The sequence below is a fragment of the Streptomyces sp. NPDC002853 genome, assembly GCF_053591915.1.
Genome location: NZ_JBSFUS010000012.1, coordinates 46,085 through 71,193, shown reverse-complemented (window position 1 = coordinate 71,193; position 25,109 = coordinate 46,085). Strand labels below are relative to the sequence as shown.

Genomic DNA, 25,109 nt, shown 5'->3' with positions numbered 1-25,109 from the left:
TATGCGCTGAACGGGTGGCCTTCAACCGCTACTCCTCGGTCGGAAGCGCAACTTCCGCTGCCGCGTCCGGTCCTTGTTCCAGCAGGACGGCGAAGCCTTCCTCGTTGAGAACCGGAACCTTCAGCTGCATCGCCTTGTCGTACTTCGAGCCGGGATTGTCACCCACGACCACGAAGGCCGTCTTCTTCGAAACGGAACCGGTGACCTTTGCTCCCCGGCTCTGCAACGCATCTTTTGCGCCATCCCGCGTGTGGTGCTCGAGCGTTCCGGTCACGACGACGGTGAGGCCTTCGAGCGGTCGCGGCCCCTGGTCCTCTCCCCCGCCCTCTTCCTCCATGCGGACCCCGGCGGCGCGCCACTTGCGCAGGATCTCCCGGTGCCACTCCTCCTCGAACCACTGCTTCAGGGAGGCGGCGATGGTCGGGCCCACACCCTCGACGGCGGCGAGCTCCTCCTCCGTGGCCTGCTCGATCCGGTCGATGGACCGGAACTCGCGGGCCAGGGCCTCGGCGGCGACCGGACCCACGTGGCGGATGGACAGGCCCGTGATGACGCGCGCGAGCGGGCGCTCCTTGGCCGCCGCGATGTTCTCCAGCATGGAGAGGGCGTTCTTCTTCGCCTCGCCCTGCTGGTTGGCGAAGACCGTGGCGATCTTCTCCTCGCCCGTCTTCGGGTCACGCTTGGGCAGGCCGCTGTCCTGATCCAGTACGTACGCCTTGATCGGCAGGAGCCGGTCGATGGTGAGGTCGAAGATGTCGCCCTCGTCGAGGACCGGCGGCTCCGACGGCTCCAGGGGCTTGGTCAGCGCGGCCGCCGCGACATAACCGAAGTTCTCGATGTCCAGGCTCTTGCGGCCCGCCAGATAGAAGAGGCGCTCGCGCAACTGGGCGGGGCACGACTGGGCGTTGGGGCACCGGAGGTCGATGTCGGCCTCCTTCATCGGCCGCAGCGCCGTCCCGCACTCGGGGCACTCGGCGGGCATCACGAACTCCCGCTCGGTGCCGTCGCGCAGGTCGACGACGGGGCCGAGGATCTCCGGGATGACGTCGCCCGCCTTGCGCAGGACGACCGTGTCCCCGATGAAGACGCCCTTCTTCTTCACCACGTCCTGGTTGTGCAGGGTCGCGAACTCGACCTCGGAGCCCGCTACCGTGACGGGCTCCACCTGGGCGTACGGCGTGACGCGGCCGGTGCGGCCGACGCCCACGCGGATGTTCACCAGCTTGGTGTTGACCTCTTCGGGTGCGTACTTCCAGGCGATCGCCCAGCGCGGCGCCCGCGAGGTGGAGCCGAGGCGGCCCTGCAGCGGGATCTCGTCCAGCTTCACGACGACGCCGTCGATCTCGTGCTCGACGGAGTGGCGGTTCTCGCCGAAGTACGTGATGAAGTCCCGGACGCCGTCGAGCCCCTGGACGACCTTGTTGTGCTGGGCGGTGGGCAGGCCCCAGGCCTTCAGGAGTTCGTACGCGTGGCTGAGGCAGTCGATGTCGAAGCCCTCGCGGGCGCCGATGCCGTGCACCACCATGTGCAGCGGGCGGGTGGCGGTGACGCGCGGGTCCTTCTGGCGCAGTGAACCCGCCGCCGCGTTGCGCGGGTTGGCGAACGGCTTGTCACCGGCCTCCACCAGACGGGCGTTGAGCTCCTCGAACTTCTCCATGGGGAAGAAGACCTCGCCGCGGATCTCGACGAGGGCGGGGATGTTCTCGCCCTTGAGGCGGTCCGGGATGTCGGCGATGGTGCGGACGTTCGGAGTGATGTCCTCCCCGGTGCGGCCGTCGCCGCGGGTGGCCGCGCGCGTGAGCTTGCCGTCCTCGTACGTGAGGTTCACGGCGAGGCCGTCGACCTTGAGCTCGCACAGGAAGTGGTGGTCGCTGGTGCCGACCTCCTTGCCCACGCGGTCGGCCCAGGCGGCGAGCTCCTCGTCGTCGAAGGCGTTGTCCAGGGAGAGCATGCGCTCGCGGTGCTGGACCGAGGTGAACTCGGTCTCGTACGCCCCGGAGACCTTCTGGGTGGGCGAGTCGGGCGTGCGCAGCTCGCTGTACTCCTCCTCCAGGGCCTCCAGCGAGCGAAGGAGCTTGTCGAACTCGGCGTCACTGACGACCGGTTGATCGTTCACGTAGTACCGGAAGCGGTGCTCCTCGATCTGTTCGGCCAGCTGGGCATGCTGATCCCGTGCCTCGGCGGGCACAGAGCCTTGCTGTTCGACAGCCACCGTTACATCCTCCCGTTACGTCATACCCAATTACTCAGGGTTGTCCGCGAGTGATCTCGCCGCCCGGGCGCAGTGGGCGAGGACCGCGCGTGCGTACGCGGGAGAAGACCCCGCGAGGCCGCACGACGGAGTGACCACGACCGACTCCGCGAGAGAACCCGGATTCAGCCCCAGCCTGCGCCACAACGTCCTGACACCCATGACGCTACCGGCAGGGTCTGACAATGGGCCGTCCACGCCCGCCACGACACCGGCGAAGAGCTTCGTGCCGGCCTCGACGGCCTCACCGATCGCCTCGTCGTCACGCTCGGTGAGCAGCGAGAAGTCGAACGAGATCGCGTCGGCGCCGGCCCGTCGCAGGAGCGCGAACGGTACGTCCGGCGCGCAGGAGTGCACGACGGAGGGCCCGTCGTGCACACCGAGCACCTCGCGCAGGGTGCTCTCCACGAGCTGGCGGTCCACGGCGCGGTGGGTGCGGTACTCGCTCGCGGTCTTGATGTGCCCGCGCAGCACGCCGATGAGCGAGGGCTCGTCGAGCTGGAGCACGATCTGGGCGCCGGGGACGCGGCGGCGTACGTCCGCGAGATGGACGCGCAGGCCTTCGGCGAGCGATCCGGCCAGGTCACGGCAGGCACCGGGGTCGGAGAGCGCGGCCTCGCCGTTCCTCAGCTCCAGGGCGGCGGCGAGCGTCCACGGTCCGACGGCCTGCACCTTGACCGGACCTTCGTACCCCTGGGTGAACTCCTCGAAGGCGTCCAGGTCCTCGCCGAGCCAGGCCCTCGCGCGGCGGGTGTCCCGCCCCGGCCGGTCGCCGATCCGCCAGCCGCTGGGCTCCACGCGCGCGTAGAGCTCGACGAGCATCCCGGCGGTCCGCCCGATCATGTCGGCGCCGGGGCCCCGGGCGGGCAGCTCGGCCAGATACGGGAAGTCCTCGAAACTGCCGGTGACGGTCTTCGCGGCCTCGCGGGCGTCACCGCCGGGCATGGACCCGATGCCGGTGGCCGGGCCCCAACTGATCGCGTTCACTGTCCGGGCCGCACCGTCAGGTCGTTGACCTCGGCATCGCGCGGCAGGTCGACGGCCATCAGGATCGTCGTGGCGACGGACTCCGGGTCGATGAAGCGGGAGGGGACGTACTCCTTGCCCTCCTGCTGGTGGACCTTGGCCTGCATGGCGCTCGCCGTGCGTCCCGGATAGACGGAGGTGACGCGGACGCCGTTCGCGTGCTCCTCGGCGCGCAGGGAGTCCGCCAGGGCCTTGAGGCCGTGCTTGGAGGCGGCGTAGGCGGACCAGGCGGGGCTCGCGCTCAGGCCGGCGCCGGAGTTCACGAAGACGACGTGGCCCCGGGTGGCGCGGAGTTGGGGCAGGAAGTGCCGGGTCAGCTCGGCGGGGGCGATGAGGTTGACGTTGAGCTGGTGGCGCCAGGACTTCGTGGTGAGGTCGCCGACCGGGCCCAGGTCGACGACGCCCGCGATGTGCAGCAGGGAGTCCACCCGGTCGGGCAGCGACTGGTGGCCGAACGCCCAGGAGAGCTTGTCCGGGTCGGAGAGGTCGCCCACGAGCGTGGCCGACCCGGGGAATTGCGCCGCGAGTTCCTTGGCCCGGCCGGCGTCCCGTGCGTGCAGGACAAGGGCGTCGCCGCGTGCGTGGAGGCGGCGGGCCACGGCCGCGCCGATGCCGGAGCCGGCCCCGGTGATCACATGTGTTGCCATGCGCCCATCGTCGCACCCCGGAGGGCGCGGCTCAGCGCGTGCCCATGCTCTCCTCCAGGTAGGCGAGGGCTCCCACGGGCTCCTCGGCGAAGAAGACGAGGCCGGTCAGCGGAACCGGCAGGAAGCCCTCGTCCTCCATGCGCTGGAACTGCTCCTTCAGGCCGTCGTAGAACCCCGCCGAGTTGAGCAGGACCACGGGCTTCGTGTGCTTGCCGTGCTTCTTGAGTTCGAGGATCTCGGTGGCCTCGTCCAGGGTGCCCGTGCCGCCGACCATGATCACGATCGCGTCGGACTTCTCCAGGAGCAGCGCCTTGCGCTCGGCGAGGTCACGCGCGATCACCATCTCGTCGGGCGCGGTCACGGCCCTGGCCTTGGCGGCGAGGAAGTCCACCGAGACGCCGACGAGACGCCCGCCCGCCTCCTCCACACCATCGGCGACGACCTTCATCAGGCCGCTCTCCGAACCGCCCCACACCAGGGTGTGGCCGCCCTTGCCGAGCAGTTCGGCGAACTCGCGGGCGGGGCGGGTGTAGCGCTCGGGGAGGTCGGCGGCGGAGAGGAAGACGCAGATGTTCATGGCCTCACCGTACGATCCGGCACACACTGGGTGGGACGCGGCCGTTCACAGAGCCTTTGTCGCACACAGAAGGAGATCACGGTGACAGCAGGGCACAAGATCACCATCGAGCCGGGCACCGACCTCGTACGGGTGGTGCGGGACGGCCAGGTCGTGGCCGAGAGCAGCCGTCCGCTGCTCCTGCGCGAGACGGGCTGCCCGGTGCGGTACTACCTCCCTCCGGAGGATGTCCGCACCGACCTCCTGACCGCGTCGGACACGACGACCTACTGCCCGTTCAAGGGAACGGCGTCCTACTGGTCGCTGCCGGGCACCGAGGACGGCAAGGACGGCAAGGACGCAGTCTGGGCCTACCCGGAGCCCAAGGACGCGGTGGCGCAGATCAAGGACCACTTCTGCTTCTACGAGGTAGAAGCAGCCGGGTGATGCCCGGGAGGGCCTAGGCCGCCGCCGTCGCCCGCTCCGTCGTGGCGATCGTCGCCGAGCCCACCACGCGCGTGCCGTCGTACAGCACGATCGCCTGGCCGGGGGCCACGCCGCGTACGGGCTCGTCGAAGGAGACCCGCAGCTCCGTGCCGTCGACCAGCTCCGCGCTGACCGGCGTCTCGCCGCCGTGCGCCCGCAGCTGCGCCGTGTACGTGCCGGGCCCGGTGGGGGCCGCGCCGCACCAGCGGGGCTTGATCGCCGTCAGGCCCGTGACGTCGAGGGCGGCCGCGGGGCCGACCGTCACGGTGTTGTTCACCGGGGAGATGTCCAGGACGTAGCGCGGCTTGCCGTCGGGGGCCGGGGTGCCGATCCGCAGGCCCTTGCGCTGGCCGATGGTGTAGCCGAAGGCGCCTTCGTGGGTGCCCAGCTTGTTGCCGTCGGCGTCGACGATGTCGCCCTCGGCCTTGCCCAGGCGGTCCGCGAGGAAGCCCTGGGTGTCGCCGTCCGCGATGAAGCAGATGTCGTGGCTGTCGGGCTTCTTCGCGACGGCGAGGCCGCGCTCCTCGGCCTCCGCGCGGATCTCCTCCTTGGTGGTGAGCGTGTCACCGAGGGGAAACATCGCGTGGGCGAGCTGACGGTCGTCCAGGACCCCGAGGACGTAGCTCTGGTCCTTGGCCATGTCCGATGCGCGGTGCAGCTCGCGGGTGCCGTCCTCGTTCACGACGACCGTGGCGTAGTGGCCGGTGACGACCGCGTCGAAGCCCAGGGCGAGCGCCTTGTCCAGGAGCGCGGCGAACTTGATCTTCTCGTTGCAGCGCAGGCACGGGTTGGGGGTGCGCCCCGCCTCGTACTCGGCGATGAAGTCCTCGACCACGTCCTCGCGGAAGCGGTCGGCCAGGTCCCAGACGTAGAACGGGATGCCGATGACGTCCGCGGCGCGGCGGGCGTCGCGGGAGTCCTCGATGGTGCAACAGCCTCGCGCGCCCGTGCGGAACGATTGCGGGTTCGCCGAGAGCGCCAGGTGCACTCCGGTCACGTCGTGGCCTGCTTCGGCGGCACGCGCGGCGGCGACGGCGGAGTCCACGCCGCCCGACATGGCGGCGAGCACGCGGAGGGGGCGGGGGTGCTGCGGGGTCCGGTTCTCAGTCATAGCTCTAACAGGGTACGGGCCCGCGGGAACCAGCCGCCCGTGAGTAAGCGTTGACGATCATATGGGGGAAGAACAGGACTCGACAGCGGAGCAGGGCCAGGGGCGCCGGGGCGTCAACCGGCGGACGCTCCTGATCGGCGGCGCCGCGGCTGCCGTCGGCACGGCCGTGCTCGCGTCGGACGAGCTGGGGCGCCTGTGGTGGCGGATGCCGGGCGTGGTGAAGAAGCGCAAGGAGGGCGAGGTCGACGCCCGGGGCGCGCAGTGGACAGCCGCCTCCGACTACAACTGGCGCCGCGCGGACCGCCCCGACGACTACGGCATCGACATGGTCGTGATCCACGTGGTGCAGGGCGGGTACGCGACGGCGCTGAAGGTGTTCAAGGACCCCGGACACGGCGCCGCGGCCCATTACGTGGTGCGCAAGGACGGGCACATAGCCCAGATGATCCGCGAGCTGGACGTGGCGTTCCACGCGGGGAACAAGAGCTACAACGAACGGAGCATCGGCATCGAGCACGAGGGCTTCGTCGACAAGAAGTCCTCGTTCACCGACGCTATGTACGAGTCGTCGGCGCGGCTGACGGCAGGCATCTGTGAGCGGTACGACATCCCGGTGGACCGCGAGCACATCGTCGGGCATGTGGAGGTGCCGGGCACGGACCACACGGACCCCGGGCCGCACTGGGACTGGGACCGGTACATACGGCTGGTGAAGAAGGCCCGCACCGCCCTCGGGTGACCCGCGCGGCAGCTACCGAAGGTGCACCGGCAGCGACTCCACCCCGTACACGATGGACAGCTTGCGGAAGGCGAGTTCCTCGGGGGCGACCGCGAGCCGCATGTCGGGGAAGCGCTTCACCAGGGCCGGGTATGCGGCGCGCAGCTCCATGCGGGCCAGTTCGGCGCCGATGCAGCGGTGGATGCCGTACCCGAAGGCGAGGTGGCCCGAGGCCTTGCGGTGCGGGTCGAAGCCGCCGCCGTCGGGGGTGTACTTGGCGTCGCGGTTGCCGCCGCTCAGGGAGCACAGGACCAGGTCGCCCTTGGGGATGCGCACCCCGGCGACCTCGATGTCCTCGCGGGCGAACCGCGGGAAGGCCACCTGCACGACGGTGAGGTAGCGCAGCGCCTCCTCGACGAAGGGTGCGGCCGCCCCGTCGTCCTCGCGCAGCCGCGCGGCGGTCTCCGGGTGCTGCAGGAGGAGCAGGGAGCCGAGGGCCACCATGCTCGCGGTCGTCTCGAAGCCGCCGGTGAGGACGCCGTCGGCGAGTCCGGCGAGCTCCTCGTCGCCGACCGTGTCGCCGTGCTCCTTCACGATCATGCCGAGCAGTCCGTCGCCCGGGTTCTCGCGCTGTTTCTTGACGACGTCCCGGAAGTAGGAGAGCGAGGCGGATATCGCCCCGAAGGGAGCGGTCGCGCCGCCGAAGAGGTCGAAGCGCTCCATGGCCAGCTGCTGGAAGTCGTGGCGGTCCTCGTAGGGCACGCCGAGCAGCTCGCAGATCGTCAGGGAGGGGATCGGCAGCGCGAAGGCCTGGACGAGGTCGACGGGCCCTTCCATGGCCTCCATCACGTCGAGCCGCTCCTCGACGATGGCCTCGATCCTGGGCGTGAGGCGGCGCAGCCTGCGCATCGTGAACTCGGGCGTGAGGATGCGGCGCAGATGCGTGTGGACCGGGGGGTCGCTGAAGCCGAGGCCGCCGGGGTGGTGGTCGTCGACCACTCCCGCGTTGCCCGCGAGGTTCATGAAGTCGTTGCTGAAGCCGTCGGTCGCGCCGAGGACCGCCTTCACCTCGTCATAGCCGGTGACCACCCACGCGTCCATGCCGAACGGCAGCGGCACCTTGGATATCGGCTGCTCCGCCTGGTGCTCGGTGAGCCTGGCGACCGGGTCGAGCCCGTCGCGGCGCATCGGCGCGAGCAGAGGCTCGGGGAGCTTGGAGATCGTGGAGGCGCTGATCCCGTTCCGCTGGATACGGGAGAGGTACATGCGTCCGAGCCGCGCGGCGATGCGAGAGCGGAGGTTCGCCTTCAATGTGAACTCCATGAGGGGGTTGTCGTGCAGCCCCGAAGAGGGGGGTGTCGTGCAGCCCCGAACGCGCGGAGCGGACTCGCGAGCGGCAAGCATAGATCGGCGGGCTGTGGGCCCCGTCGCCCGCTCCAGTGCCTGTCCGACCTATAGCGGCCGAAACCGGCATCAACTCAGGGGGAGGTCAGCCCAGTCCGGTGTTGGCCTCATCACGTACTGCCGTAAAGCGGGCAGGTCTCAGCTCAGTCCCGCCGTCCGGGCCCGTTCCACCGCCGGGCCGATCGCCTGGGCCACCGCGGCCACGTCGGCCTTGGTCGAGGTGTGCCCGAGGGAGAAGCGGAGCGTGCCGCGGGCCAGGTCGGGGTCGGTGCCGGTGGCGAGCAGGACGTGGCTCGGCTGGGCCACGCCCGCCGTGCAGGCCGAGCCGGTGGAGCACTCGATGCCCTGGGCGTCCAGCAGCAGGAGAAGGGAGTCCCCCTCGCAGCCGGGGAAGGTGAAGTGCGCGTTCGCGGGCAGCCGGTCGACCGGGTCGCCGCCCAGGATCGCGCCGGGGACCTCCGCGCGCACCGCGGTGATCAGGTCGTCCCGCAGGCCGCCGATCTCCTGGGCGAACCACTCGCGCTGCCCGGCGGCGTGCTTCCCGGCCACGGCGAAGGCGGCGATCGCGGGCACGTCGAGCGTCCCGGAGCGCACATGACGCTCCTGCCCGCCGCCGTGCAGGACGGGCACGGGGCTGTACTCGCGCCCCAGGAGCAGCGCCCCGATGCCGTAGGGACCGCCGATCTTGTGCCCGGACACGGTCATCGCGGCGAGCCCGGACGCGCCGAAGTCGACGGGCAGCTGGCCGAAGGCCTGCACCGCGTCGGCGTGCAGCGGGATGTCGAACTCCCGCGCCACGTCGGCCAGTTCACGGATCGGCTGGATGGTGCCGATCTCGTTGTTGGCCCACATGACGGTGGCGAGGGCGACGTCGTCGGGGTCGCGCTCGATCGCCTCGCGCAGCGCTTCGGGGTGCACGCGGCCGTACGTGTCGACGGGGAGGTACTCGACGGTGGCGCCTTCGTGCTCGCCGAGCCAGTGCACGGCGTCGAGGACGGCGTGGTGCTCGACGGGGCTGGAGAGGACCCGGGTCCGCGCGGGATCGGCGTCGCGCCGCGCCCAGTACAGGCCCTTCACGGCGAGGTTGTCGGCCTCGGTGCCGCCCGCGGTGAAGACGGTCTCGCTGGGGCGCGCGCCGAGCGACTCGGCGAGCGTCTCGCGGGCCTCCTCGACGGTGCGTCGCGCCCGGCGCCCCGCGGCGTGCAGTGAGGAGGCGTTGCCGGTGACGGCGAGCTGGGCGGTCATCGCCGCGATCGCCTCCGGGAGCATCGGAGTGGTCGCTGCGTGGTCGAGGTAGGCCATGGTGGGCACGATTCTACGAGCCTCGCCGTGCCCCGCGTCCAAGCGGTGTCAGCCCGCGAGACCCCAGGACACGGTGTTGTCCATGGACATCAGCACGGCGAGGACGACGAGATCGGCCACACCGAGCCCGAGTCCCAGCATCGCGCGGCCCTTTCGGCTGGTCCCGCGCAGGAGCGCGATGCTCGCGAGGACGATCGCGATCGGGCCGAGGAAGAGGTTCAGGACGAGCAGTCCGAGCAGGCCGAGGACGAACGAGGCGACGGCCATGCCGTCGGTGTCGCGCCGGCCGGTGGGGGCGGGAGCGGAAGAGGTGGAGCTGGCGTCGGCGGTGGCCTTGGGCCTGGTGGTGGTGAGTGCCATGGTGCGACTCCTTTCAGGGGCCGTGCGGATCGGTCACGGATGCGGTGGCGCGCTCAGAAGTGGCGGCGCGAGCGCCGCTCGCGGATCGCGAACACCATGAGCCACACGCCGATCACGACGGCGGCCACGAGGCTGACCGGGAGCGGCGCGTGGGCGACGGAACCCAGGGCGACGCCGAGCAGCAGGAGGGCGGCTACGAGGAACAACATGGGGTGCCTCTCGTCGGGGACTTCGGTGAACGCTTGTGGTAACAACTGTTCACTGACATAGAGAGTACCGCCTGCGCGGCTTTTCAATCCCGGAGAACAGTTGTTAACTGCATGGCATGAGTCACACTCTCGGCATCCGGCAGGCCCAGAAGCAGAAAACCCGGCGGGCACTCCTCGACGCGGCGCTCCAGCTGCTCGAGGAGCAGAGCCTGAGCAGCCTGGGACTGCGTGAGGTCACCCGTGCCGTGGGCGTGGCCCCCACCGCCTTCTACCGGCATTTCCGCGACATGGCCGACCTGGGCGTGGCGCTGGTCGAGGAGGCGCTGAGCAGCCTGCACACCACACTCGTCTCGCTCCTCGCGGCGACCGGTGAAAGCAGCGGGGACAGTGACGGCGAGGAACGCATCGCGGCCACGGTCGAGCTGATCGTCGCCTATGTGCGCACCCACCCCGCGCACGTCCGCTTCATCGCGCGCGAGCAGCACGGCGGGGTGCAGGCCGTGCGGTCCGCGATAGGCGATCAACTCGCCCTGTTCGCCCAGGAGGTGAAGGACCAGTTCGCCCTGGAACCCGAGTCCGCGGGCTGGGACGAGGACGATCTCCTGATGCTGGCCAGGATGTACGTCGACCACATGGTGATGACCGCGTCCGCACTCCTGGAGGCGGCGCCCGGCACCGAGGAGCGAGTGGCGGCCGGCGCGCGCAGGCAGCTGCGCCTGGTCTCGCTCGGGCGGCGCCACTGGCTCGACGAGCAGTGACCTGCGGCGCGCCACGGTGGCGGCCGCGACCCTCGACACTCCCGTAAGGAGCTACTAGCCTTACGGTCATGACGACCGATCGCGACTGGACGCTCGACCAGACCTTCGCGGGACCGACCGGCGCCGTCCGCTGGACCGCCGTCGGCCCCACGGACGCGCCGCCCGTCGTCCTGGTCCACGGCACCCCTTTCTCGTCCTACGTCTGGCGGGGCGTGGCCCGCGCGCTCTCCCGCGAACACCGCGTGTACGCATGGGACCTGCCGGGCTACGGCGCCTCCGAGATGCACTCCCAACAGGACGTGTCCCTGGCCGCGCAGGCCCGCGCCCTCACCGAGCTCCTCGCCCACTGGGGCCTTGACCGCCCGGCGGTCGTGGCCCACGACTTCGGCGGCTGCGTCTCCCTGCGCGCCCACCTCCTGCACGGCGCACGCTATGAACGCCTCGCACTCGTCGACCCGGTGGCTCTCGCCCCCTGGGGCTCCCCCACCTACCGCCTGCTCGGCGCGCACGCCGATGTCTTCTCCCAGCTGCCGCCCGCCCTGCACGAGGCGCTCGTGCGCGAGTACGTCGGTTCGGCGAGCCACCGCGGCCTGCACCCGGCGGTGCTCGACCGCCTGGTCGAGCCCTGGTGCACCGAGGAGGGCAGGCCCGCGTTCTACCGGCAGATCGAGCAGAACGACCAGCGGTTCACCGATGAAGTCCAGGGACGCTACGGGGAGTTGGAGCTGCCCGTCCTCATCTGCTGGGGCACGGACGACACCTGGATCCCGGTGGAGCGCGGCCACGAGCTCGCCAAGCTGATCCCCGGCGCCGAGCTGCGGCTGATCGAGGGCGCGGGACATCTCGTACAGGAGGACGCGCCCGCCGAACTCACCGGCGAGCTCAGCCGGTTCCTGCGTACAGGTCACTGACCGCGGCGGCAGCGCCCGCCAGCTCGGCACGGGCCTCGGGCGGCGACAGAACCTCCACACCGGCGGCGAACGGGAGCAGCGTGCGGGTGTCCCCGACCTCGCCGAACCCGAGCCGGACAGTGATCCACTCGCTCTCCCCGTCGTCCTCGGGGGGCGCGCTCAGGAACTGCCCCTTGAGGCGCAGGAACTGGGCGTAACGGCCCCGCGCGACCCGCGCCGTCACGTCGACGCCGACCGGCCGGTCCTCGACCTGGCGCTTCAGCACGCCCCAGACATCGGCGAGTTCCACGCCGGGCCTGCGCCGGACGGGCTGGTCCGCGAGGGTCGCGGCCTGCACGCGGTCGGCGCGGAAGAGTTGCGGGGCGCCGCGCCGGTCGGCGACGAGATACCAGACGCCCGCCTTGGACACGAGGCCGTACGGGTCCACCGTGTAGGCGCTCGGCTCCGCGTCGCCGCTGTGCCGGTAGCGCAGCCGCAGCCGCCGGTCGCTGAAGACGGCGTCCTGCAGTACGTCGAGGTCGACGATGACCGGATCCGAGCCGCGGGGCCCCGGCATCCAGCGTGCCGAGTCGACGAGGATGCGCCGGCTCGTCAGCTCGGCGGCGGGGCGGTGCGGCGCGGGCAGTGCCGCCATGACCTTGCGCAGCGCGGAGCCGAGCGCCTCGTCGAGGCCGAGCGCGGCGTGCGCGCCCTGCGCGGCCAGGATGAACAGCGCCCGCGACTCGTCCGCCGTGAGCCCCGTGACGTCCGTACGAAAGCCGGGCAGGAGCGCGATGCCGCCGTGCCGCCCGCGCTCCGCGTAGACCGGGACGCCGGAGGCGGAGAGCGCCTCGATGTCGCGGTAGATGGTGCGTACGGAGACTTCGAGACGATCGGCGAGTTCATGGGCGGGGACCTGCCCGCGGGTCTGGAGCAGCAGCAGGATCGAGAGCAGCCGGTCGGATTTCACGCGGTCAAGGATGACCTGTCGGCCCTCTCCGGATCATGCTTATGATTCAGGCGTGTTCGATTCCCGGCACATCAGGTCATTCCATGAAGTGGTCCGGACCGGCTCCTACTCCGCCGCCGCCCGCTCGCTCGGCTATACGCAGCCCGCGATCACCCAGCAGATGAAGGCGCTGGAACGGTCCGTCGGCACGGTCCTGTTCACCCGCGTCGGCCGCAGGATGCGGCTGACCGAGGCGGGCGAGGCGCTGTCCCGGCACGCGGGGATCATCCTCGGCAACATCGACGCCGCCCAGCAGCAGATGAACGCCATCACGGGCCTGCGCACCGGCCGCGTCCGCATCTGCGCCTTCCCCAGCGCCAACGCCACCCTGATCCCCGAGGCGCTGTCCCGGCTCGCGTCGAGCCACCCGGGGGTGCGGGTCGAACTCCAGGAGAACGAGCCGCCCGAGTCCCTCCAGCGCCTCGTCGACGGTGACTGCGATGTCACCCTGGCCTTCCACTATCCCGGCCTGCACGAGGACGTACCGGATGAAGTGGTGGAAATTCCGCTGATGGAGGACCAGTTGACGGTCCTCCTGCCGTCCCGGCATCCGCTGGCCCGGCGCCGTTCCGTCCGGCTCGTCGACCTCGCGGGCGAGCGCTGGATCGCGGGCTGCCTGCGCTGCCGCGCCAACTTCCTGCACGAGTGCGCCGAGCAGGGCTTCACGCCCGACATCGCCTTCACCACGGACGACAACCTCGTCATCCAGAGCCTGGTCGCCGAGGGGCTCGGCATCGCGATGATGCCGGGGCTCGTCCTCGACTTCCTGCGCCACCGTCAGGTGACGGGACGGGCTCTCGACCCGGCGTCACGGCGGCAGGTGTCGGCGTACGCGCTGCGGGAGCATCTGCGGATACCCGCGACGGCGCTGGTCCTGGAGGAACTGAAGGCGGTCGCGGCGAACCGTGTGGGCTGCTGAGCGGGCCCACCCCCTCCCCCCGCTCCCCCGCTCCCTCACTCCCTCACTCCCTCACTCCCTCACTCCCTCACTCTCCACCCATAAGCAGAAGTTGGGGAGTGGCTTAGAAACTGTCGTTGGACGTGATGGAAGGGCGGCAGGACGCTGCCCCTATGAGTGCCTCCACCACCGCGTACCGAGCAGCCCGCACCACCGGGCGCCTGGACGCCCTCGTCTCCGGCGTACGCGAGGCCGTCGGCCGGGGGCTTCCGCCGGACCTGACGGCCCACCTGGTCGGTGAACTGCTCGCGCCGCACCTGGGCGCAGCCGATCTGCTCACCGACGAACAGCGCTCCGGTGACCCCGAGCGCTACCGGCAGCACCTGTTGCACGCCGAGCACGACGGCAGCTTCTCGGTGGTCGGCATCGTCTGGCTGCCGGGCCAGCACACGCCGGTCCACGACCACGTCTCCTGGTGCGTCACCGGCGTCCACGAGGGCACGGAGCACGAGCGGCGCTACCGCCTCGTCCCGGCGTCGGACAACACCCCGGCACGGCTCGCCGCCACGGAGGACCTGGTCAACCGGCAGGGCACGGTGTGCGGTTTCGCGCCACCCGGCGACATCCACCGGGTCTGGAACGGCGGCACGGAGCGTGCGGTCTCGCTCCATGTGTACGGCGCGGACATCTCCCGCCTGGGCACCAGCGTGCGCCGGGTCTACGAACTGCCGGCCGACCGCTGATGGCACTCCTGGGACAGCGCCAGCAGATCACCCCGGTCGCGCCTCGCCGGCATCGACCTCATCCCCGCCCGCTGCCGGGACTCGGCCTGGCCGCGCTCGGGGTCGTGGCGGCCTGGGCGATCCATGCCCTGCTTCCCGCCGTGCCGATGCTGACGGCGGCCGTGGTGCTCGGCCTCGCGGCGGCGCATGTGCCGGGTGTGCGCGCGTTCGTACGCGGTCCCGGCAAGGCGGGCCTCTCCCTCGCCGGGAAGCGGCTGATGCGGCTCGGCATCGTGCTGCTCGGCCTGAAACTGAGCCTGGACGACGTCCTAGGCCTCGGCTGGGCGACGGTGGTGATGGTGCTCGGGGTCGTCGCGGCCACGTTCTTCGGGACGTGGTGGCTCGGCCGCCGCATGGGGTTGCCCGGGGATCAGCCGCTCCTGATCGCCACCGGGTACTCGATATGCGGGGCGTCCGCGATCGGCGCGGTCAGTGAGGTGACCGAGAGCGAGGAGCGGGACGCGGCGGTCTCGGTGGCGCTCGTGACGCTGTGCGGGACGCTTGCCATTGCCGTACTGCCGCTGTTGCAGGGGCCGTTGGGGCTGAGCGACGCGGAGTTCGGCCGCTGGGTCGGGGCCGGTGTCCATGACGTGGGTCAAGTGGTGGCCACCGCTCAGACCGCCGGGCCGGGCGCGCTGGGGGACGCGGTCCTGGTGAAGCTGATGCGGGTTGCGGCGCTTGCGCCGCTGGTGGCGGGGGTCGCCTTCGCCCTGCGGGCGCGGTCCGCTGCTCCGGGTGGGGCCCGGAGACGTCCCCCTGTGCTGCCGCTGTTCGTGGCGGGGTTCCTGGTGATGGTGGCGGTACGGAGTACGGGGTGGGTTCCGGGCTCGCTCCTGGACGCGGCGGGCCACGCCCAGGAACTCCTGCTGGCGGCAGCCCTGTTCGGCCTCGGGGCCGCGGTGGACCTGCCGTCGCTCACCCGAACCGGGGGGCGGGTTGCGGTGCTTGGATTGTGTGCGTGGGTTGTGGTGGCGGGGGTTTCGTATGCGGGTGTGTCGGTGGTGGGGTAAACGGGCTTGTCCCCAACCCCGCCCCTTCCCGAAAACTCGCCGGCGCGAGGGCCTTCGCTCGGTTGCCGTCATCACCGGCTGCGCCGAGTTCGCCCTCACACGCCGGACGGGCTGAGAATCTCAGCCCAACCGCACCCGCGCCAGCTGACGCGACTGGGCCACCAGGCGGTCCGCGGAGTCCCAGACCTCCGCGTCCTCCTCCAGAAAGCCACCGGCGAGGTTCCGCGTGGTGATGGACACCCGCAGCGGACCGGGCGCGGGCTTCGCCCGGACATGTACCGTCAGCTCCACCGTCGGCACCCAGCCGGAGATGCCCAGCTCGAAGGCGGTCGGCGGCAGCGCGTCCACCGTGAGCAGCAGCGACAACGGATCCGCGTCACGCCCGTCCGCGAGGCCGAACCAGGCGCGCATCTCCCCCTTGCCGGAGGGCCGGCCGAGGGCCCACCCCAGGGTGGAGGGGTCCAGCTTCAGGAAGAGCCGGTCGCTGATCGCGGAACTGCCGGGCACCGGCCGGTGGTCCGGGGCGTCCTGGGGGCCGAAGCACTGCTCCAGCGGCGGCAGCTCCGGCGGCTTGGCCGTCGTACGGACGTCGTCGGGAAGCCCCGCCAGATCGCCGTACGAGGCGAGCACGCGGATCCGTTCGACCTCGCGCCCCTCCTCGTCGTACTGGAAGAGCGAGGCCTGCCCGGTCGACAGGGTCCGCCCGGCGCGTGCCGTGTCCGTGCGGATCACGGCGGGCCCGGGGTGGGACGCCGTCAGATAGTGCGCGGAGACCGTGAAGGGGTCCGCGTGCGGCAGTGCGTCGGCCAGCGCGCGGCCTAGGACCGCGAGGAGGTAGCCGCCGTTGACGGCGTTGATGATCGTCCAGCCCGCGGAGAGATCGATGTCGTAGACACCGGGCTCCCGCCGTGTGACCGCGGTGTCGCGGTCGAACTCGCTGTCGCCGATGCTCGCGAGCACCGCTGCCGGTATGGATGCTGCCTCTGCCATGCCAGCAACGTACAACATCTAATTACTGAGCGGTAGCTTTTTCGGGGTCGGCTACGCGGCGTCCTCCACCTCCACCGCCGTCGACCGGCGGTGCCAGGCCCGGGGCGCCCGCCAGTGGTACCGCAGCGCGAGCAGCCGCAGGACGAAGGTCGTGATCACGGCGAGGGTGCTGGTGAAGGCGTTCACCATGTCGTAATTGATGCAGAGCGCGACCATCGCGGATCCGACGATGGCGGGCACGGCGTACAGGTCGCGGTCCCAGCGCACCAGCGAAGGCACTTCGTTGGCGATGATGTCGCGCAGCACGCCGCCGCCCACCGCGGTGGCGAGCCCCAGGGCCGCCGACGCGGTGAGGCCGAGGCCGTAGTCGTACGCCTTGGTCGTCCCGGTGACACAGAAGAGGCCCAGACCCGCCGCGTCGAAGACGTTCACCGCGAGCTGGGTGCGCTCCACCTCCGGGTGCAGGAAGAACACCAGGGCGGCGGCGAACAGCGGCGTGATGAAGTAGCCGAGGTCGACGAAGGCGGCGGGCGGCACCGCCCCGATCACCACGTCACGGAAGATCCCCCCGCCCAGCGCGGTGACCTCGGCGAGCACGACGATGCCGAAGACGTCGAAGTTCTTGCGTACGGCGAGCAGGGCGCCGGAGATCGCGAAGACGAAGATTCCGACGATGTCGAGCGCGTGCTGGACGGAGGGACTGAACAGATCCTGGATCACGCGACATTCTTACCTGCCCGCCGTCGCGGGCCTCACCAGGGCGGCACCGCGCGGCGGCAGCGGTGCCGGAGTCGGCTACAGGGCGGGCTTGCCCTTCGTGAACAGCCACGTCTCGAACAGCGCGTCGAGCTGCTTGCCCGAGATCTTCTCGGCGAGCCGGATGAACTCGGCGGTCGTGGCGTTGCTGTGGCGCTGCTGCGCGGCCCAGGCGGGGAGCAGTTTGAAGAACGCCTTGTCACCGATGCGCTCGCGCAGGGCCTGGAGCGTCATGGCGCCGCGCTGGTAGACGGCGGAGGCGAACATCGTGTCGCGCTGCGGATCACCGACGACGATCTGCCAGAAGGGCGCGTCGGCCGGGCGCGAGTTGTAGCCGGCGAGGAAGGCCTCGCGGGCGGTCTGGGTGCCCTTGTGCTCGCTCCACAGCCACTGGGAGTAGGTCGCGAAGCCCTCGTTGAGCCAGATGTCGTTCCACTTCTCGGGCGTGACGGAGTCGCCGAACCACTGGTGGGCGAGCTCGTGGGCGATGGTCGACTCGCTGCGGATCGCGGAGTAGACCGGCTTGGTCTGTGTCTCCAGGGAGAAGCCCGCCTGCGGCATGTCGTCGACGATCGCGCCGGTCTCCTCGAAGGGGTACGGGCCGAAGATCTTCGACCAGTAGTCGGTGACCTCGGCCGTGACGCCGTACACGTCGACGTTGTTGCTGTTCTCCAGGACGGGGTCGATGGCGACGTAGATCGGGGTGCCGCCCGGGGTCCTGCCCTTCCGCACGTCGAACTTGCCGATGGTCGCGGTCGCGAGGTACGTCGCCATGGGCTTGGACTCGCGCCAATGGGCGACGGTCTGCCCGCCCTTGGAGTACGTGTCGACGAGTCGGCCGTTGGAGACGCCGGTCAGGCCCTTGGGGGCCTTGATGCGGATGTCGAAGGCGGCCTTGTCCGAGGGGTGGTCGCTGGAGGGGAACCAGGTCGAGGCGGCGTTGGGCTCGCAGGCGACGAAGACACCGTCGGTGGTCTTCATCCAGCCGTAGTCGGAGCCGAAGACGATGGGGCCGCTCAGCGGCTCGGGCACGCCGCCGTAGGTCACGGTCGCGGTGAACGACTTGTTCTTGCGCAGGTGGTCGCGGGGGCTGATGCGGATCTCGTCGCCGTCGCGGGTGAACTTCGCCCGTCTGCCGTTCACCTCGATCTTCGTCACCTCCAGTTTCTGGAGGTCGAGGTCGAAGGAGGAGAGGTTCTGGGTGGCGCGCGCGGTGATCGTGGTGCGGCCGTCGAGGCGGTCGGTGTCGGGGTTGTACGCCAGGTCGAGGCCGTAGTGGCGTACGTCGAACCCGCCGTTGCCGAGCAGCGGGAAGTACGGGTCGCCGACGCCGGGCGAACCGGGGTGCGGTGCGGGTGCGGCGGCGATCAAGCAGAAGGAGGCGGCGGCGGTGGCCAGTGCCCCCAGACGTGCCGAACGGGAGAGTGCCATGAGTCATCCCTTCGCGCGTGTTCCGGTGAGACGGACACGCAGACTCTGCACTCTCCCGTATGGGCGTGTACATGACCTGGTGACTGATTTTTACCAAGTCATCAGGTGCTACTTGTCAGTTGACGCCTGACCCTTGACTTCCGCTTCCGGGGCGTCCTTGGAGGCGGCCTTCGCGGCGTCCTCGGAGGTCACCTTCACGGCGGCCTTCGGGGTGTCTTCCGAAGCTTCCGTCGCGACGGTCTTCTTCGGGGTGGCGGCCTCCTCGGCCGTCTCCTCCGCCTTGCTCACCACCGACACCACGTCGATCGCCTCCTTGGCGACCTGCAGCAGCTTGGTGTCGCCCGGCTGCTGGTCCTCGGCGTTCTCCGGGTGGTGGCACGCCACCTGGTGACCGGAGGCCAGGGGGATCAGCGGCGGCTCGGTCTTCGCGCAGATCTCCGTCGCCTTCCAGCAGCGCGTGTGGAAACGGCAGCCGGTGGGCGGGTCGATCGGCGAGGGGACGTCACCGCGCAGCAGGATGCGCTCGCTCTTGACGCCACGCCGCTTCGGGTCGGGTACGGGCACCGCGGAGAGCAGCGCCTTGGTGTACGGGTGCATCGGCGTGGAGTAGAGGTCCTTGCGGTCCGCCAGCTCCACGATCTTGCCGAGGTACATCACCGCGATGCGGTCCGAGACGTGCCGGATGACCGAGAGGTCGTGCGCGATGATCACGTACGTGAGACCGAGCTCGTCCTGCAGGTCGTCCAGGAGGTTGACCACCTGCGCCTGGATGGAGACGTCCAGGGCGGAGACGGGCTCGTCGGCCACGACCAGCTTGGGCCGCAGGGCGAGCGCACGCGCGATGCCGATGCGCTGGCGCTGACCGCCGGAGAACTCGTGCGGGTAGCGGTTGTAGTGCTCGGGGCTGAGCCCCACGCGCTCCAGCATCTCCTGCACGTGCTTCTTCAGGCCGCCTTCGGGCTTGACGCCCTGCAGCTTGAACGGCGCACCGACGATCGTGCCGATGGTGTGCCGCGGGTTCAGCGACGAGTACGGGTCCTGGAAGATCATCTGCACGTCGCGGCGCAGCGGCCGCATCTTGCCGGTGTTCAGGTGCGTGATGTCCACGCCCTCGAACTCCACGCGGCCCGCGGTCGGTTCGAGCAGACGGGTGATCAGGCGGCCCATCGTCGACTTGCCGCAGCCCGACTCGCCGACGACGCCCAGCGTCTCACCGGGACGCACGTCGAAGCTGAGCCCGTCGACGGCCTGGACGGCCGCCACCTGGCGCTTCAGCAGCCCCTTCTTGATGGGGAAGTGCTTCACCAGGCCGTCGACCTTGAGCAGCGGCTCGACCGAGCTCTTCGCCTGCGCCGGGATCGTCATCTCCTGGCCCTTCGCCTGGTCCTTCTTGTCGTCTTTCACAGCTTCGGCGCAATCTCTTCGGTCCAGATCCGGGTGCGCTCGTCCTGCGACATGTGGCAGGCGGTGAAGTGCCCGGGCTCGACCTCACGCAGGTCGGGGCGCTCACGGCGGGTGATCTGGTCCTTGGGGATGTCCGCGTACGGGCAGCGCGGGTTGAAGGCGCAGCCCGTAGGCAGGTTGATCAGGCTGGGCGGGGAGCCCTTGACCGGCACGAGGCGGTCCATCTCCTCGCGGTCGATGCGTGGCATCGACCCCAACAGGCCCCAGGTGTAAGGGTGCTGGGGCTCGTAGAAGACCTTCTCCGCGGTGCCGCGCTCGACGCAGCGCCCGCCGTACATCACGAGCAGCTCGTCCGCCATCTCGGCGACCACGCCCAGGTCGTGCGTGATCATGATGACCGCGGAGCCGAACTCCTTCTGCAGATCCCGGATGAGGTCGAGGATCTGCGCCTGGACGGTGACGTCGAGGGCGGTCGTCGGCTCGTCCGCGATGAGCAGCTCGGGGTTGTTCACCAGGGCCATCGCGATCATGGCGCGCTGGCGCATGCCGCCCGAGAACTCGTGCGGGTAGCTGTCGACCCGCTTGTCCGGCTGGGGGATGCCCACCCGGTCGAGCATCTCCACGGCACGCTTGCGGGCGACCTTCTTGTCCACCTTGTGGTGGACCCGGTACGCCTCGGTGATCTGCTGGCCGATGGAGTAGTACGGGTGCAGCGCGGACAGCGGATCCTGGAAGATCATCGCCATTTCGCGGCCGCGCAGCTTGCGCACCTCGTTCGGGTCCGCGCCGAGCAGCTCCGTGCCGTTCAGCCAGATCTCGCCGGACAGCTGCGGCTTGCGGCTGCCGTACTGCCCGGCGGTGTGCAGGCCGAGGATGCCGAGCGAGGTGACCGACTTGCCGGATCCTGACTCGCCGACGATGCCGAGGGTCTTGCCCTTCTCCAGCTTGAAGCTGAGCCCGTCGACGGACTTGACCAGGCCGTCGTCGGTCGGGAAGTGCACCTTGAGATCGCGTACTTCGAGGAAGGCGGTGGGGGCGACCGAATCAGCGACGGGTTCTCCGACCGCCGCTCCGGTCTTGTGCAGTTCGGTCATCCCAGCCTCACTCGCGGGTCGATGACGGCGTACAGAAGGTCGACGACGAGGTTGGCGAGGGCGATCGCGAGCGATGCGCACAAGGTGACGCCGAGGATCACCGGCAGGTCCTTGTTGCTGATGGCCTTGACCGCCTCGAGGCCGAGCCCCGGCAGGTTGAAGGTGGACTCGGTGAGGACGGCGCCGCCCATGAGCACGCCGAGGTCCAGACCGAAGACGGTGAGGATCGGCGTCATGGCGGAGCGCAGCGCGTGCCGTCTGATGACGGTGGTCTCGCCGAGCCCCTTGGCGCGCGCGGTGCGGATGTAGTCCTCGCCGAGCACTTCCAGCATGGTGGCGCGGGTGAGTCGCGCGTACATGGCGGCGTTGAGGAACGCGAGCACGATCCACGGAAGGATCAAGGTCTCGAACCAGATGTTGATCGGGTCTTCCGTGGTGAGGGTGTCCTCGATCTTCACCCAGCCCAGGGTGTGGACGAAGAGCCCCATCGCGATCATGCCGGTGAAGAAGACGGGAAGCGAGACGCCGGCGAGGGCGGTGATCATCGCCGTGCGGTCCCAGATGGTGCCGCGCTTGAGCGCGGAGAGCACACCGGTGGCGACACCGGCGACCAGCCACAGCACACACGCACCGGCGGCGAGCGCGGCGGTGACGGGCAGGGCGTCCTTGAGGGTCTCCCAGACGGGCGCCTCGGTACGGAAGGAGTATCCGAAGCAGGGGGCCGGGCAGTGGGTCACGTCGGCCCCGTTGGCGTAGTCACGCCCCATCGGGATGCCCTTGACGAAGTCCCAGAACTGGACGAGCAGAGGGTCGTCAAGTCCCAGTTTGATCCGGATGCCCGCGAGCTGCTCGGCACCGGACGACTTTCCGGCGAAGAGGACGGCGATGTCCTGTCCCGCCCACTTGGGCAGCATGAAGAAGACGGTGAAGGTCGCGAGCAGTACGACCAGCACCATGATGACAACGGCGATCAGGCGCCGGATGAGATAAGCAAGCACTGTGCGCGGCCCGGCGGTGGCCGGGACCCCCTTGTGAGGAGTCCCGGTCACCGCCCGGGGCCATCACCTGCCCTTCGGACTGGCGGGATTCGGCGGTGGGACAACGGCCTTGCGGCGACTGCTACTGACTACTTCGCGTCCTCGACACCGAGGGAGACGTAGTCGTAGCGACCGCTGTAAGCGGCGGACGAGTAGACGTTGGTCGCCCGCGAGGAACGCCACGAGATGTTCTTCTCGTAGATGAAGGGCATCCAGTACGCCTTGTCGACGATCTCGTGGGCCAGATCGGTGTAGATCTCACCGGCCTTGTTCGGGTCGACCGTGCCGATCGCGTCGTCGAAGAACTTGTCGATCTTCGGCTCGTCGATCTGCGACTCGTTGTAGTTGCCGTTCTCGTTGATGAAACGGCTGTCGAACAGCGGCTGGGCGTAGCCCTGGCCGGTCGGGAAGTCAGGACCCCAGCCCGCCATCGTCATGCCGATGCCGCGCTTCTTCACGACCGAGGGAGAACCGGTGATGCTGGAGGAGTCGGCGCCGTCGATCTGGTCGACCTGGGCGTCGATGTTGACCTTCTTCAGCTGCTCCTGGAGCGCCGTGGCGGCGTCCACCTCACCCGGCTGGTTGGTGCGCGCCGAGATCTTGGTCGAGAAGCCGCCGGGCTTGCCGCACTCCTTGAGCTGGGCCTTCGCCTTGGCGACGTCCGGCTTGCCCTTGCGCTCCTTGATGCCGTACGGGTCGTAGTCGTCGTGACCCTTGATCGACTTCGGGAAGACGTTGGTGGCGATCTCGCCGGCGGCGACCTCGCCGCCACGGGTCTTCTGCAGGCTCGCGAAGTCCGTGGCGTAGAAGACGGCCTTGCGGCAGGCCTCGTTGTCGAACGGCTTCGTCTTGGTCACCAGGGCGACGTAACGGACGAAGTCCGTCTGCATGTTGTCGACGTTGTCCTTGTGGTCCTGAATGGCGGTGGTACGACCCGACTGGGTCATGCCGGTGCCATTCATGTCGATGTCGTAGTCACCTTCCATCAGGCGCTTGTCGTTCTCTTCGAGGTTCGCCGAGATGGTGACCGAGATCTTGTCCGGCAGCGCGGGACGGACCGGGTCCGACGACTTCTTCCAGTTCTTGTTGCGGACGAGCGTGATGCTCTTGCCCGCGCTGTAGTTCTGGAACTTGTACGGGCCGGAGGAGAACGGGCGCTGGGTGTACTTGGCGCCGGTGTCCTCGGACTGCTTCACCGGGGTGCCCGACGGCATCGCGAGCATCTGCTCGAAGTCGCCGTTCTTCTTGGGCAGCTTGAAGATGATGGTGTTGTCGTCCGGCGTCTCGATCGCCTTCAGACCGAGCTTGTCCTTCGACTTGTCCTCGTAGGGGCCCTTGTACTCGCCCTTGGGGTCAAGCGTGGACTTCAGGTAGCCGGGACCACCGGTGATGACCTTGGTGGCCCAGATGCGCTCGATGCCGTACTTGATGTCCTTGGAGGTCAGCTTCGAGCCGTCCTCCCAGGTGAGACCGTCACGCAGCTTGTACGTGTAGGTCTTGCCGTCGTCGCTGATCTTCGCCGTGTCCTGGGCGAGGTCGGGGACGAGCTTGTTGGACGCGGCACCCGGCTTGGTGTCGTACGTGATCAGCGTGCGGGTGTAGAACCGCATGAAGTCCCACGTCATGCCGTAGTACGCGCGCTGCGGGTCGGCCGAGTCCAGGTCCTGCTTGGCGATGAACTTGAGCGTTCCGCCCTTTTTCTTCGACTCGTTCGCGACCTTGCCGATCGCCGCGTTGTAGCCGGCGCCCTTGCTGTCGTCGTCGTCGCTGCCGCCGCCGCACGCCGTGGTGGTCACCAGCGCCGCCACGACGAGGGCCGCGCCTGCGGTCAACCGTCGTTTAGAGGAACCTGTGGGCATTTCTCGCATCCTCCGAGATTCGCGGTCCTTGGCATTGACTGCCTTGAGAACCATGGGAAGAGCCACCTGACGCTGCGGCAGGGGCAAGCCAGTTGGAGCTGTTTAACGAGTTCCCTTGGGGTCCAGGGCGTCGCGCAGCCCATCACCGAAGAGGTTGAAGGCAAGCACGGTCACGAAGATCGCCAGGCCGGGGAAGACCATGAACATCGGATCGTGCTCGTACGTCGCCAGGGCGTCCCGGAGCATGCCGCCCCAGGAGGCCGTCGGCGGGCGTACACCTGCGCCGAGGAAGCTGAGCGCCGCTTCGGTGAGGATGTTGGTGGGGATCATGAGGGTCGCGTACACCGTGATCGGTGCGATCAGGTTCGGCAGCAACTCACGGAACAGGATGTGGCGTTGGCCGCCGCCGAGGCTGCGGGCCGCCTCCACGTACTCACGTTCGCGCAGGCTGAGGGTCTGACCGCGGACGATGCGCCCGACGTAGGGCCAGCCGAAGAAGCCGATCACCAGGATCAGTACGGCGATGCGGACGCCGCTGCCGGTCAGGCCGAGCAGGTCGTCGGGGAGGACCGAGACCAGGGAGATCACGAAGAGCAGCTGCGGGAAGGCGAGCAGCACGTCCATGACCCGGCTGATCGCCGCGTCGACCCAGCCGCCGAAGTAACCGGCGATGATGCCGAAGAAGGTCCCGAGCGCCACGGCCACCACGGCGGCGAGGAACGCCACCAGGAGCGAGATGCGGGCTCCGTAGACGATGCGGCTGAAGACGTCGCGGCCCTTGTTGGGCTCCACTCCGAAGAGGAAGTCCCAACTCATGCCGCCGAAGGCACCCTTGGGCAGGTTCGTCAGGTCTTCCAGCTCTTCCTGATGGAACTCGTTGGGCGGGTGGCCGAGGAGGGAGACGATCAGGGGCGCGAAGACGGCGACAAAGACCAGGACGAGCACGGTGATGCCGCCGGCCAGCGCGACCTTGTCCCGCTTCAGGCGGTTCCAGGCGATCTGCTTGAGGGACCGCCCCTCGACCTTCCTCACCCCTGCATCAGCTGCGGGAGCGACGTCCGCCGTCGGGTCCGCGTCCGCAGGTGTGTCATGCAATGGTGCCGTCATCGTGGCAGGGACCC

Annotated in this window: 25 protein-coding genes; 7 read left to right on the top strand and 18 right to left on the bottom strand. The window is 69.5% G+C overall.

Features of this window, described 5'->3' with window-relative positions; all coding sequences use genetic code 11:
* Nucleotides 1-28: 28 nt before the first annotated feature.
* The 4 genes from ligA to ACWD02_RS30905 are packed head-to-tail and all read right to left on the bottom strand — an operon-like array spanning nucleotide 29 to nucleotide 4,501.
* Complete coding sequence (ligA, locus tag ACWD02_RS30920) at nucleotides 29-2,212, bottom strand: NAD-dependent DNA ligase LigA (protein WP_451216192.1); 2,184 nt, start codon at nucleotides 2,210-2,212, stop codon at nucleotides 29-31.
* A 30-nt stretch (nucleotides 2,213-2,242) separates the two neighbouring features.
* Nucleotides 2,243-3,238 carry a methionine synthase gene (locus ACWD02_RS30915; protein WP_451216189.1) on the bottom strand — a complete coding sequence of 332 codons (996 nt, stop codon included), beginning with the start codon at nucleotides 3,236-3,238 and terminating at the stop codon, nucleotides 2,243-2,245.
* Nucleotides 3,235-3,924, bottom strand: a complete 690-nt coding sequence (locus ACWD02_RS30910) for an SDR family oxidoreductase (RefSeq protein ID WP_451216186.1) — start codon at nucleotides 3,922-3,924, stop codon at nucleotides 3,235-3,237. Before ACWD02_RS30910 ends, ACWD02_RS30915 begins: the two co-directional genes overlap by 4 nt.
* 31 nt (nucleotides 3,925-3,955) lie before the next feature.
* The gene (locus ACWD02_RS30905) at nucleotides 3,956-4,501 is read right to left on the bottom strand and encodes an LOG family protein (protein ID WP_365823920.1); all 546 of its coding nucleotides are present in this window, start codon (nucleotides 4,499-4,501) and stop codon (nucleotides 3,956-3,958) included.
* Between the two features lie 75 nt (nucleotides 4,502-4,576).
* Here ACWD02_RS30905 and ACWD02_RS30900 point away from each other — a divergent pair, with 75 nt between their 5' ends.
* Nucleotides 4,577-4,927, top strand: coding sequence for a DUF427 domain-containing protein (locus tag ACWD02_RS30900; protein WP_451216798.1), 351 nt, complete (start codon nucleotides 4,577-4,579; stop codon nucleotides 4,925-4,927).
* 13 nt (nucleotides 4,928-4,940) lie between these two features.
* Here the strand turns inward: ACWD02_RS30900 and mnmA are convergent, their stop codons facing one another.
* Nucleotides 4,941-6,077 carry a tRNA 2-thiouridine(34) synthase MnmA gene (gene mnmA, locus ACWD02_RS30895; RefSeq protein WP_451216182.1) on the bottom strand — a complete coding sequence of 379 codons (1,137 nt, stop codon included), beginning with the start codon at nucleotides 6,075-6,077 and terminating at the stop codon, nucleotides 4,941-4,943.
* Between the two features lie 61 nt (nucleotides 6,078-6,138).
* Here mnmA and ACWD02_RS30890 point away from each other — a divergent pair, with 61 nt between their 5' ends.
* Nucleotides 6,139-6,816, top strand: coding sequence for an N-acetylmuramoyl-L-alanine amidase (locus tag ACWD02_RS30890; protein ID WP_451216179.1), 678 nt, complete (start codon nucleotides 6,139-6,141; stop codon nucleotides 6,814-6,816).
* A gap of 12 nt (nucleotides 6,817-6,828) precedes the next feature.
* Here ACWD02_RS30890 and ACWD02_RS30885 read toward each other — a convergent pair whose 3' ends face one another.
* The 4 genes from ACWD02_RS30885 to ACWD02_RS30870 form a co-directional block, all read right to left on the bottom strand.
* Nucleotides 6,829-8,118, bottom strand: coding sequence for a cytochrome P450 (locus tag ACWD02_RS30885; protein ID WP_451216176.1), 1,290 nt, complete (start codon nucleotides 8,116-8,118; stop codon nucleotides 6,829-6,831).
* A gap of 219 nt (nucleotides 8,119-8,337) precedes the next feature.
* Nucleotides 8,338-9,501: a cysteine desulfurase family protein gene (locus ACWD02_RS30880; RefSeq protein WP_451216173.1), complete on the bottom strand. Its 1,164-nt coding sequence runs from the start codon at nucleotides 9,499-9,501 to the stop codon at nucleotides 8,338-8,340.
* 48 nt (nucleotides 9,502-9,549) lie between these two features.
* Complete coding sequence (locus tag ACWD02_RS30875) at nucleotides 9,550-9,861, bottom strand: DUF4190 domain-containing protein (protein ID WP_451216170.1); 312 nt, start codon at nucleotides 9,859-9,861, stop codon at nucleotides 9,550-9,552.
* Nucleotides 9,862-9,914: 53 nt separating this feature from the next.
* Nucleotides 9,915-10,070, bottom strand: a complete 156-nt coding sequence (locus tag ACWD02_RS30870) for a hypothetical protein (RefSeq protein WP_451216167.1) — start codon at nucleotides 10,068-10,070, stop codon at nucleotides 9,915-9,917.
* A 116-nt stretch (nucleotides 10,071-10,186) separates the two neighbouring features.
* On the opposite strand from ACWD02_RS30870, the gene ACWD02_RS30865 reads away from it, so the two are divergent.
* Nucleotides 10,187-10,828: a TetR family transcriptional regulator gene (locus tag ACWD02_RS30865; protein WP_451216164.1), complete on the top strand. Its 642-nt coding sequence runs from the start codon at nucleotides 10,187-10,189 to the stop codon at nucleotides 10,826-10,828.
* Between the two features lie 68 nt (nucleotides 10,829-10,896).
* Nucleotides 10,897-11,739, top strand: a complete 843-nt coding sequence (locus ACWD02_RS30860) for an alpha/beta fold hydrolase (RefSeq protein WP_451216161.1) — start codon at nucleotides 10,897-10,899, stop codon at nucleotides 11,737-11,739.
* On the opposite strand, the gene ACWD02_RS30855 is transcribed toward ACWD02_RS30860, so the two are convergent.
* Nucleotides 11,711-12,688 carry a helix-turn-helix transcriptional regulator gene (locus ACWD02_RS30855; RefSeq protein ID WP_451216158.1) on the bottom strand — a complete coding sequence of 326 codons (978 nt, stop codon included), beginning with the start codon at nucleotides 12,686-12,688 and terminating at the stop codon, nucleotides 11,711-11,713. The two genes, ACWD02_RS30860 and ACWD02_RS30855, sit on opposite strands and share 29 nt — an antisense overlap.
* Before the next feature lie 52 nt (nucleotides 12,689-12,740).
* Here ACWD02_RS30855 and ACWD02_RS30850 point away from each other — a divergent pair, with 52 nt between their 5' ends.
* The 3 genes from ACWD02_RS30850 (at nucleotide 12,741) to ACWD02_RS30840 (ending at nucleotide 15,417) form a co-directional block, all read left to right on the top strand.
* Entirely contained in the window at nucleotides 12,741-13,646 is a 906-nt protein-coding gene (locus tag ACWD02_RS30850) for a LysR substrate-binding domain-containing protein (RefSeq protein ID WP_451216155.1), read from the top strand.
* Between the two features lie 152 nt (nucleotides 13,647-13,798).
* On the top strand, nucleotides 13,799-14,368 hold the full coding sequence (locus ACWD02_RS30845; RefSeq protein ID WP_451216152.1) for a cysteine dioxygenase: 570 nt from the start codon (nucleotides 13,799-13,801) through the stop codon (nucleotides 14,366-14,368).
* Nucleotides 14,368-15,417: a YeiH family protein gene (locus tag ACWD02_RS30840; RefSeq protein WP_451216149.1), complete on the top strand. Its 1,050-nt coding sequence runs from the start codon at nucleotides 14,368-14,370 to the stop codon at nucleotides 15,415-15,417. The genes ACWD02_RS30845 and ACWD02_RS30840 overlap by 1 nt, the downstream gene beginning before the upstream one ends.
* A gap of 120 nt (nucleotides 15,418-15,537) precedes the next feature.
* On the opposite strand, the gene ACWD02_RS30835 is transcribed toward ACWD02_RS30840, so the two are convergent.
* From ACWD02_RS30835 to ACWD02_RS30800, 8 genes are all read right to left on the bottom strand, one after another.
* Entirely contained in the window at nucleotides 15,538-16,407 is an 870-nt protein-coding gene (locus ACWD02_RS30835; RefSeq protein ID WP_451216146.1) for a thioesterase family protein, read from the bottom strand.
* Between the two features lie 51 nt (nucleotides 16,408-16,458).
* On the bottom strand, nucleotides 16,459-17,127 hold the full coding sequence (locus ACWD02_RS30830) for a trimeric intracellular cation channel family protein (RefSeq protein ID WP_451216143.1): 669 nt from the start codon (nucleotides 17,125-17,127) through the stop codon (nucleotides 16,459-16,461).
* Nucleotides 17,128-17,202: 75 nt separating this feature from the next.
* Nucleotides 17,203-18,594, bottom strand: a complete 1,392-nt coding sequence (locus tag ACWD02_RS30825) for a M1 family metallopeptidase (protein ID WP_451216140.1) — start codon at nucleotides 18,592-18,594, stop codon at nucleotides 17,203-17,205.
* A 108-nt stretch (nucleotides 18,595-18,702) separates the two neighbouring features.
* Nucleotides 18,703-19,959, bottom strand: coding sequence for an ABC transporter ATP-binding protein (locus tag ACWD02_RS30820; RefSeq protein ID WP_451216795.1), 1,257 nt, complete (start codon nucleotides 19,957-19,959; stop codon nucleotides 18,703-18,705).
* Between the two features lie 35 nt (nucleotides 19,960-19,994).
* Entirely contained in the window at nucleotides 19,995-21,092 is a 1,098-nt protein-coding gene (locus ACWD02_RS30815) for an ABC transporter ATP-binding protein (protein ID WP_451216137.1), read from the bottom strand.
* A complete protein-coding gene (locus ACWD02_RS30810) occupies nucleotides 21,089-22,090 on the bottom strand; it encodes an ABC transporter permease (protein WP_451216792.1) in 1,002 nt (333 codons plus the stop codon). The genes ACWD02_RS30815 and ACWD02_RS30810 overlap by 4 nt, the downstream gene beginning before the upstream one ends.
* Before the next feature lie 128 nt (nucleotides 22,091-22,218).
* Complete coding sequence (locus ACWD02_RS30805) at nucleotides 22,219-23,988, bottom strand: ABC transporter substrate-binding protein (protein ID WP_451216135.1); 1,770 nt, start codon at nucleotides 23,986-23,988, stop codon at nucleotides 22,219-22,221.
* 102 nt (nucleotides 23,989-24,090) lie between these two features.
* On the bottom strand, nucleotides 24,091-25,095 hold the full coding sequence (locus ACWD02_RS30800) for an ABC transporter permease (RefSeq protein WP_451216132.1): 1,005 nt from the start codon (nucleotides 25,093-25,095) through the stop codon (nucleotides 24,091-24,093).
* Nucleotides 25,096-25,109 lie beyond the last annotated feature (14 nt).

What these genes read in the sequence shown, in the direction of transcription:
- ACWD02_RS30910 (WP_451216186.1), bottom strand. Translation starts at nt 3,924, where the DNA reads ATGGCAACACATGTGATCACCGGGGCCGGCTCCGGCATCGGCGCGGCC.
- ACWD02_RS30905 (WP_365823920.1), bottom strand. Translation starts at nt 4,501, where the DNA reads ATGAACATCTGCGTCTTCCTCTCCGCCGCCGACCTCCCCGAGCGCTAC.
- mnmA (WP_451216182.1), bottom strand. Translation starts at nt 6,077, where the DNA reads ATGACTGAGAACCGGACCCCGCAGCACCCCCGCCCCCTCCGCGTGCTC.
- ACWD02_RS30890 (WP_451216179.1), top strand. Translation starts at nt 6,139, where the DNA reads ATGGGGGAAGAACAGGACTCGACAGCGGAGCAGGGCCAGGGGCGCCGG.
- ACWD02_RS30885 (WP_451216176.1), bottom strand. Translation starts at nt 8,118, where the DNA reads ATGGAGTTCACATTGAAGGCGAACCTCCGCTCTCGCATCGCCGCGCGG.
- ACWD02_RS30880 (WP_451216173.1), bottom strand. Translation starts at nt 9,501, where the DNA reads ATGGCCTACCTCGACCACGCAGCGACCACTCCGATGCTCCCGGAGGCG.
- ACWD02_RS30875 (WP_451216170.1), bottom strand. Translation starts at nt 9,861, where the DNA reads ATGGCACTCACCACCACCAGGCCCAAGGCCACCGCCGACGCCAGCTCC.
- ACWD02_RS30870 (WP_451216167.1), bottom strand. Translation starts at nt 10,070, where the DNA reads ATGTTGTTCCTCGTAGCCGCCCTCCTGCTGCTCGGCGTCGCCCTGGGT.
- ACWD02_RS30865 (WP_451216164.1), top strand. Translation starts at nt 10,187, where the DNA reads ATGAGTCACACTCTCGGCATCCGGCAGGCCCAGAAGCAGAAAACCCGG.
- ACWD02_RS30860 (WP_451216161.1), top strand. Translation starts at nt 10,897, where the DNA reads ATGACGACCGATCGCGACTGGACGCTCGACCAGACCTTCGCGGGACCG.
- ACWD02_RS30845 (WP_451216152.1), top strand. Translation starts at nt 13,799, where the DNA reads ATGAGTGCCTCCACCACCGCGTACCGAGCAGCCCGCACCACCGGGCGC.
- ACWD02_RS30840 (WP_451216149.1), top strand. Translation starts at nt 14,368, where the DNA reads ATGGCACTCCTGGGACAGCGCCAGCAGATCACCCCGGTCGCGCCTCGC.
- ACWD02_RS30835 (WP_451216146.1), bottom strand. Translation starts at nt 16,407, where the DNA reads ATGGCAGAGGCAGCATCCATACCGGCAGCGGTGCTCGCGAGCATCGGC.
- ACWD02_RS30825 (WP_451216140.1), bottom strand. Translation starts at nt 18,594, where the DNA reads ATGGCACTCTCCCGTTCGGCACGTCTGGGGGCACTGGCCACCGCCGCC.
- ACWD02_RS30820 (WP_451216795.1), bottom strand. Translation starts at nt 19,959, where the DNA reads ATGACGATCCCGGCGCAGGCGAAGAGCTCGGTCGAGCCGCTGCTCAAG.
- ACWD02_RS30815 (WP_451216137.1), bottom strand. Translation starts at nt 21,092, where the DNA reads ATGACCGAACTGCACAAGACCGGAGCGGCGGTCGGAGAACCCGTCGCT.
- ACWD02_RS30805 (WP_451216135.1), bottom strand. Translation starts at nt 23,988, where the DNA reads ATGCCCACAGGTTCCTCTAAACGACGGTTGACCGCAGGCGCGGCCCTC.
- ACWD02_RS30800 (WP_451216132.1), bottom strand. Translation starts at nt 25,095, where the DNA reads ATGACGGCACCATTGCATGACACACCTGCGGACGCGGACCCGACGGCG.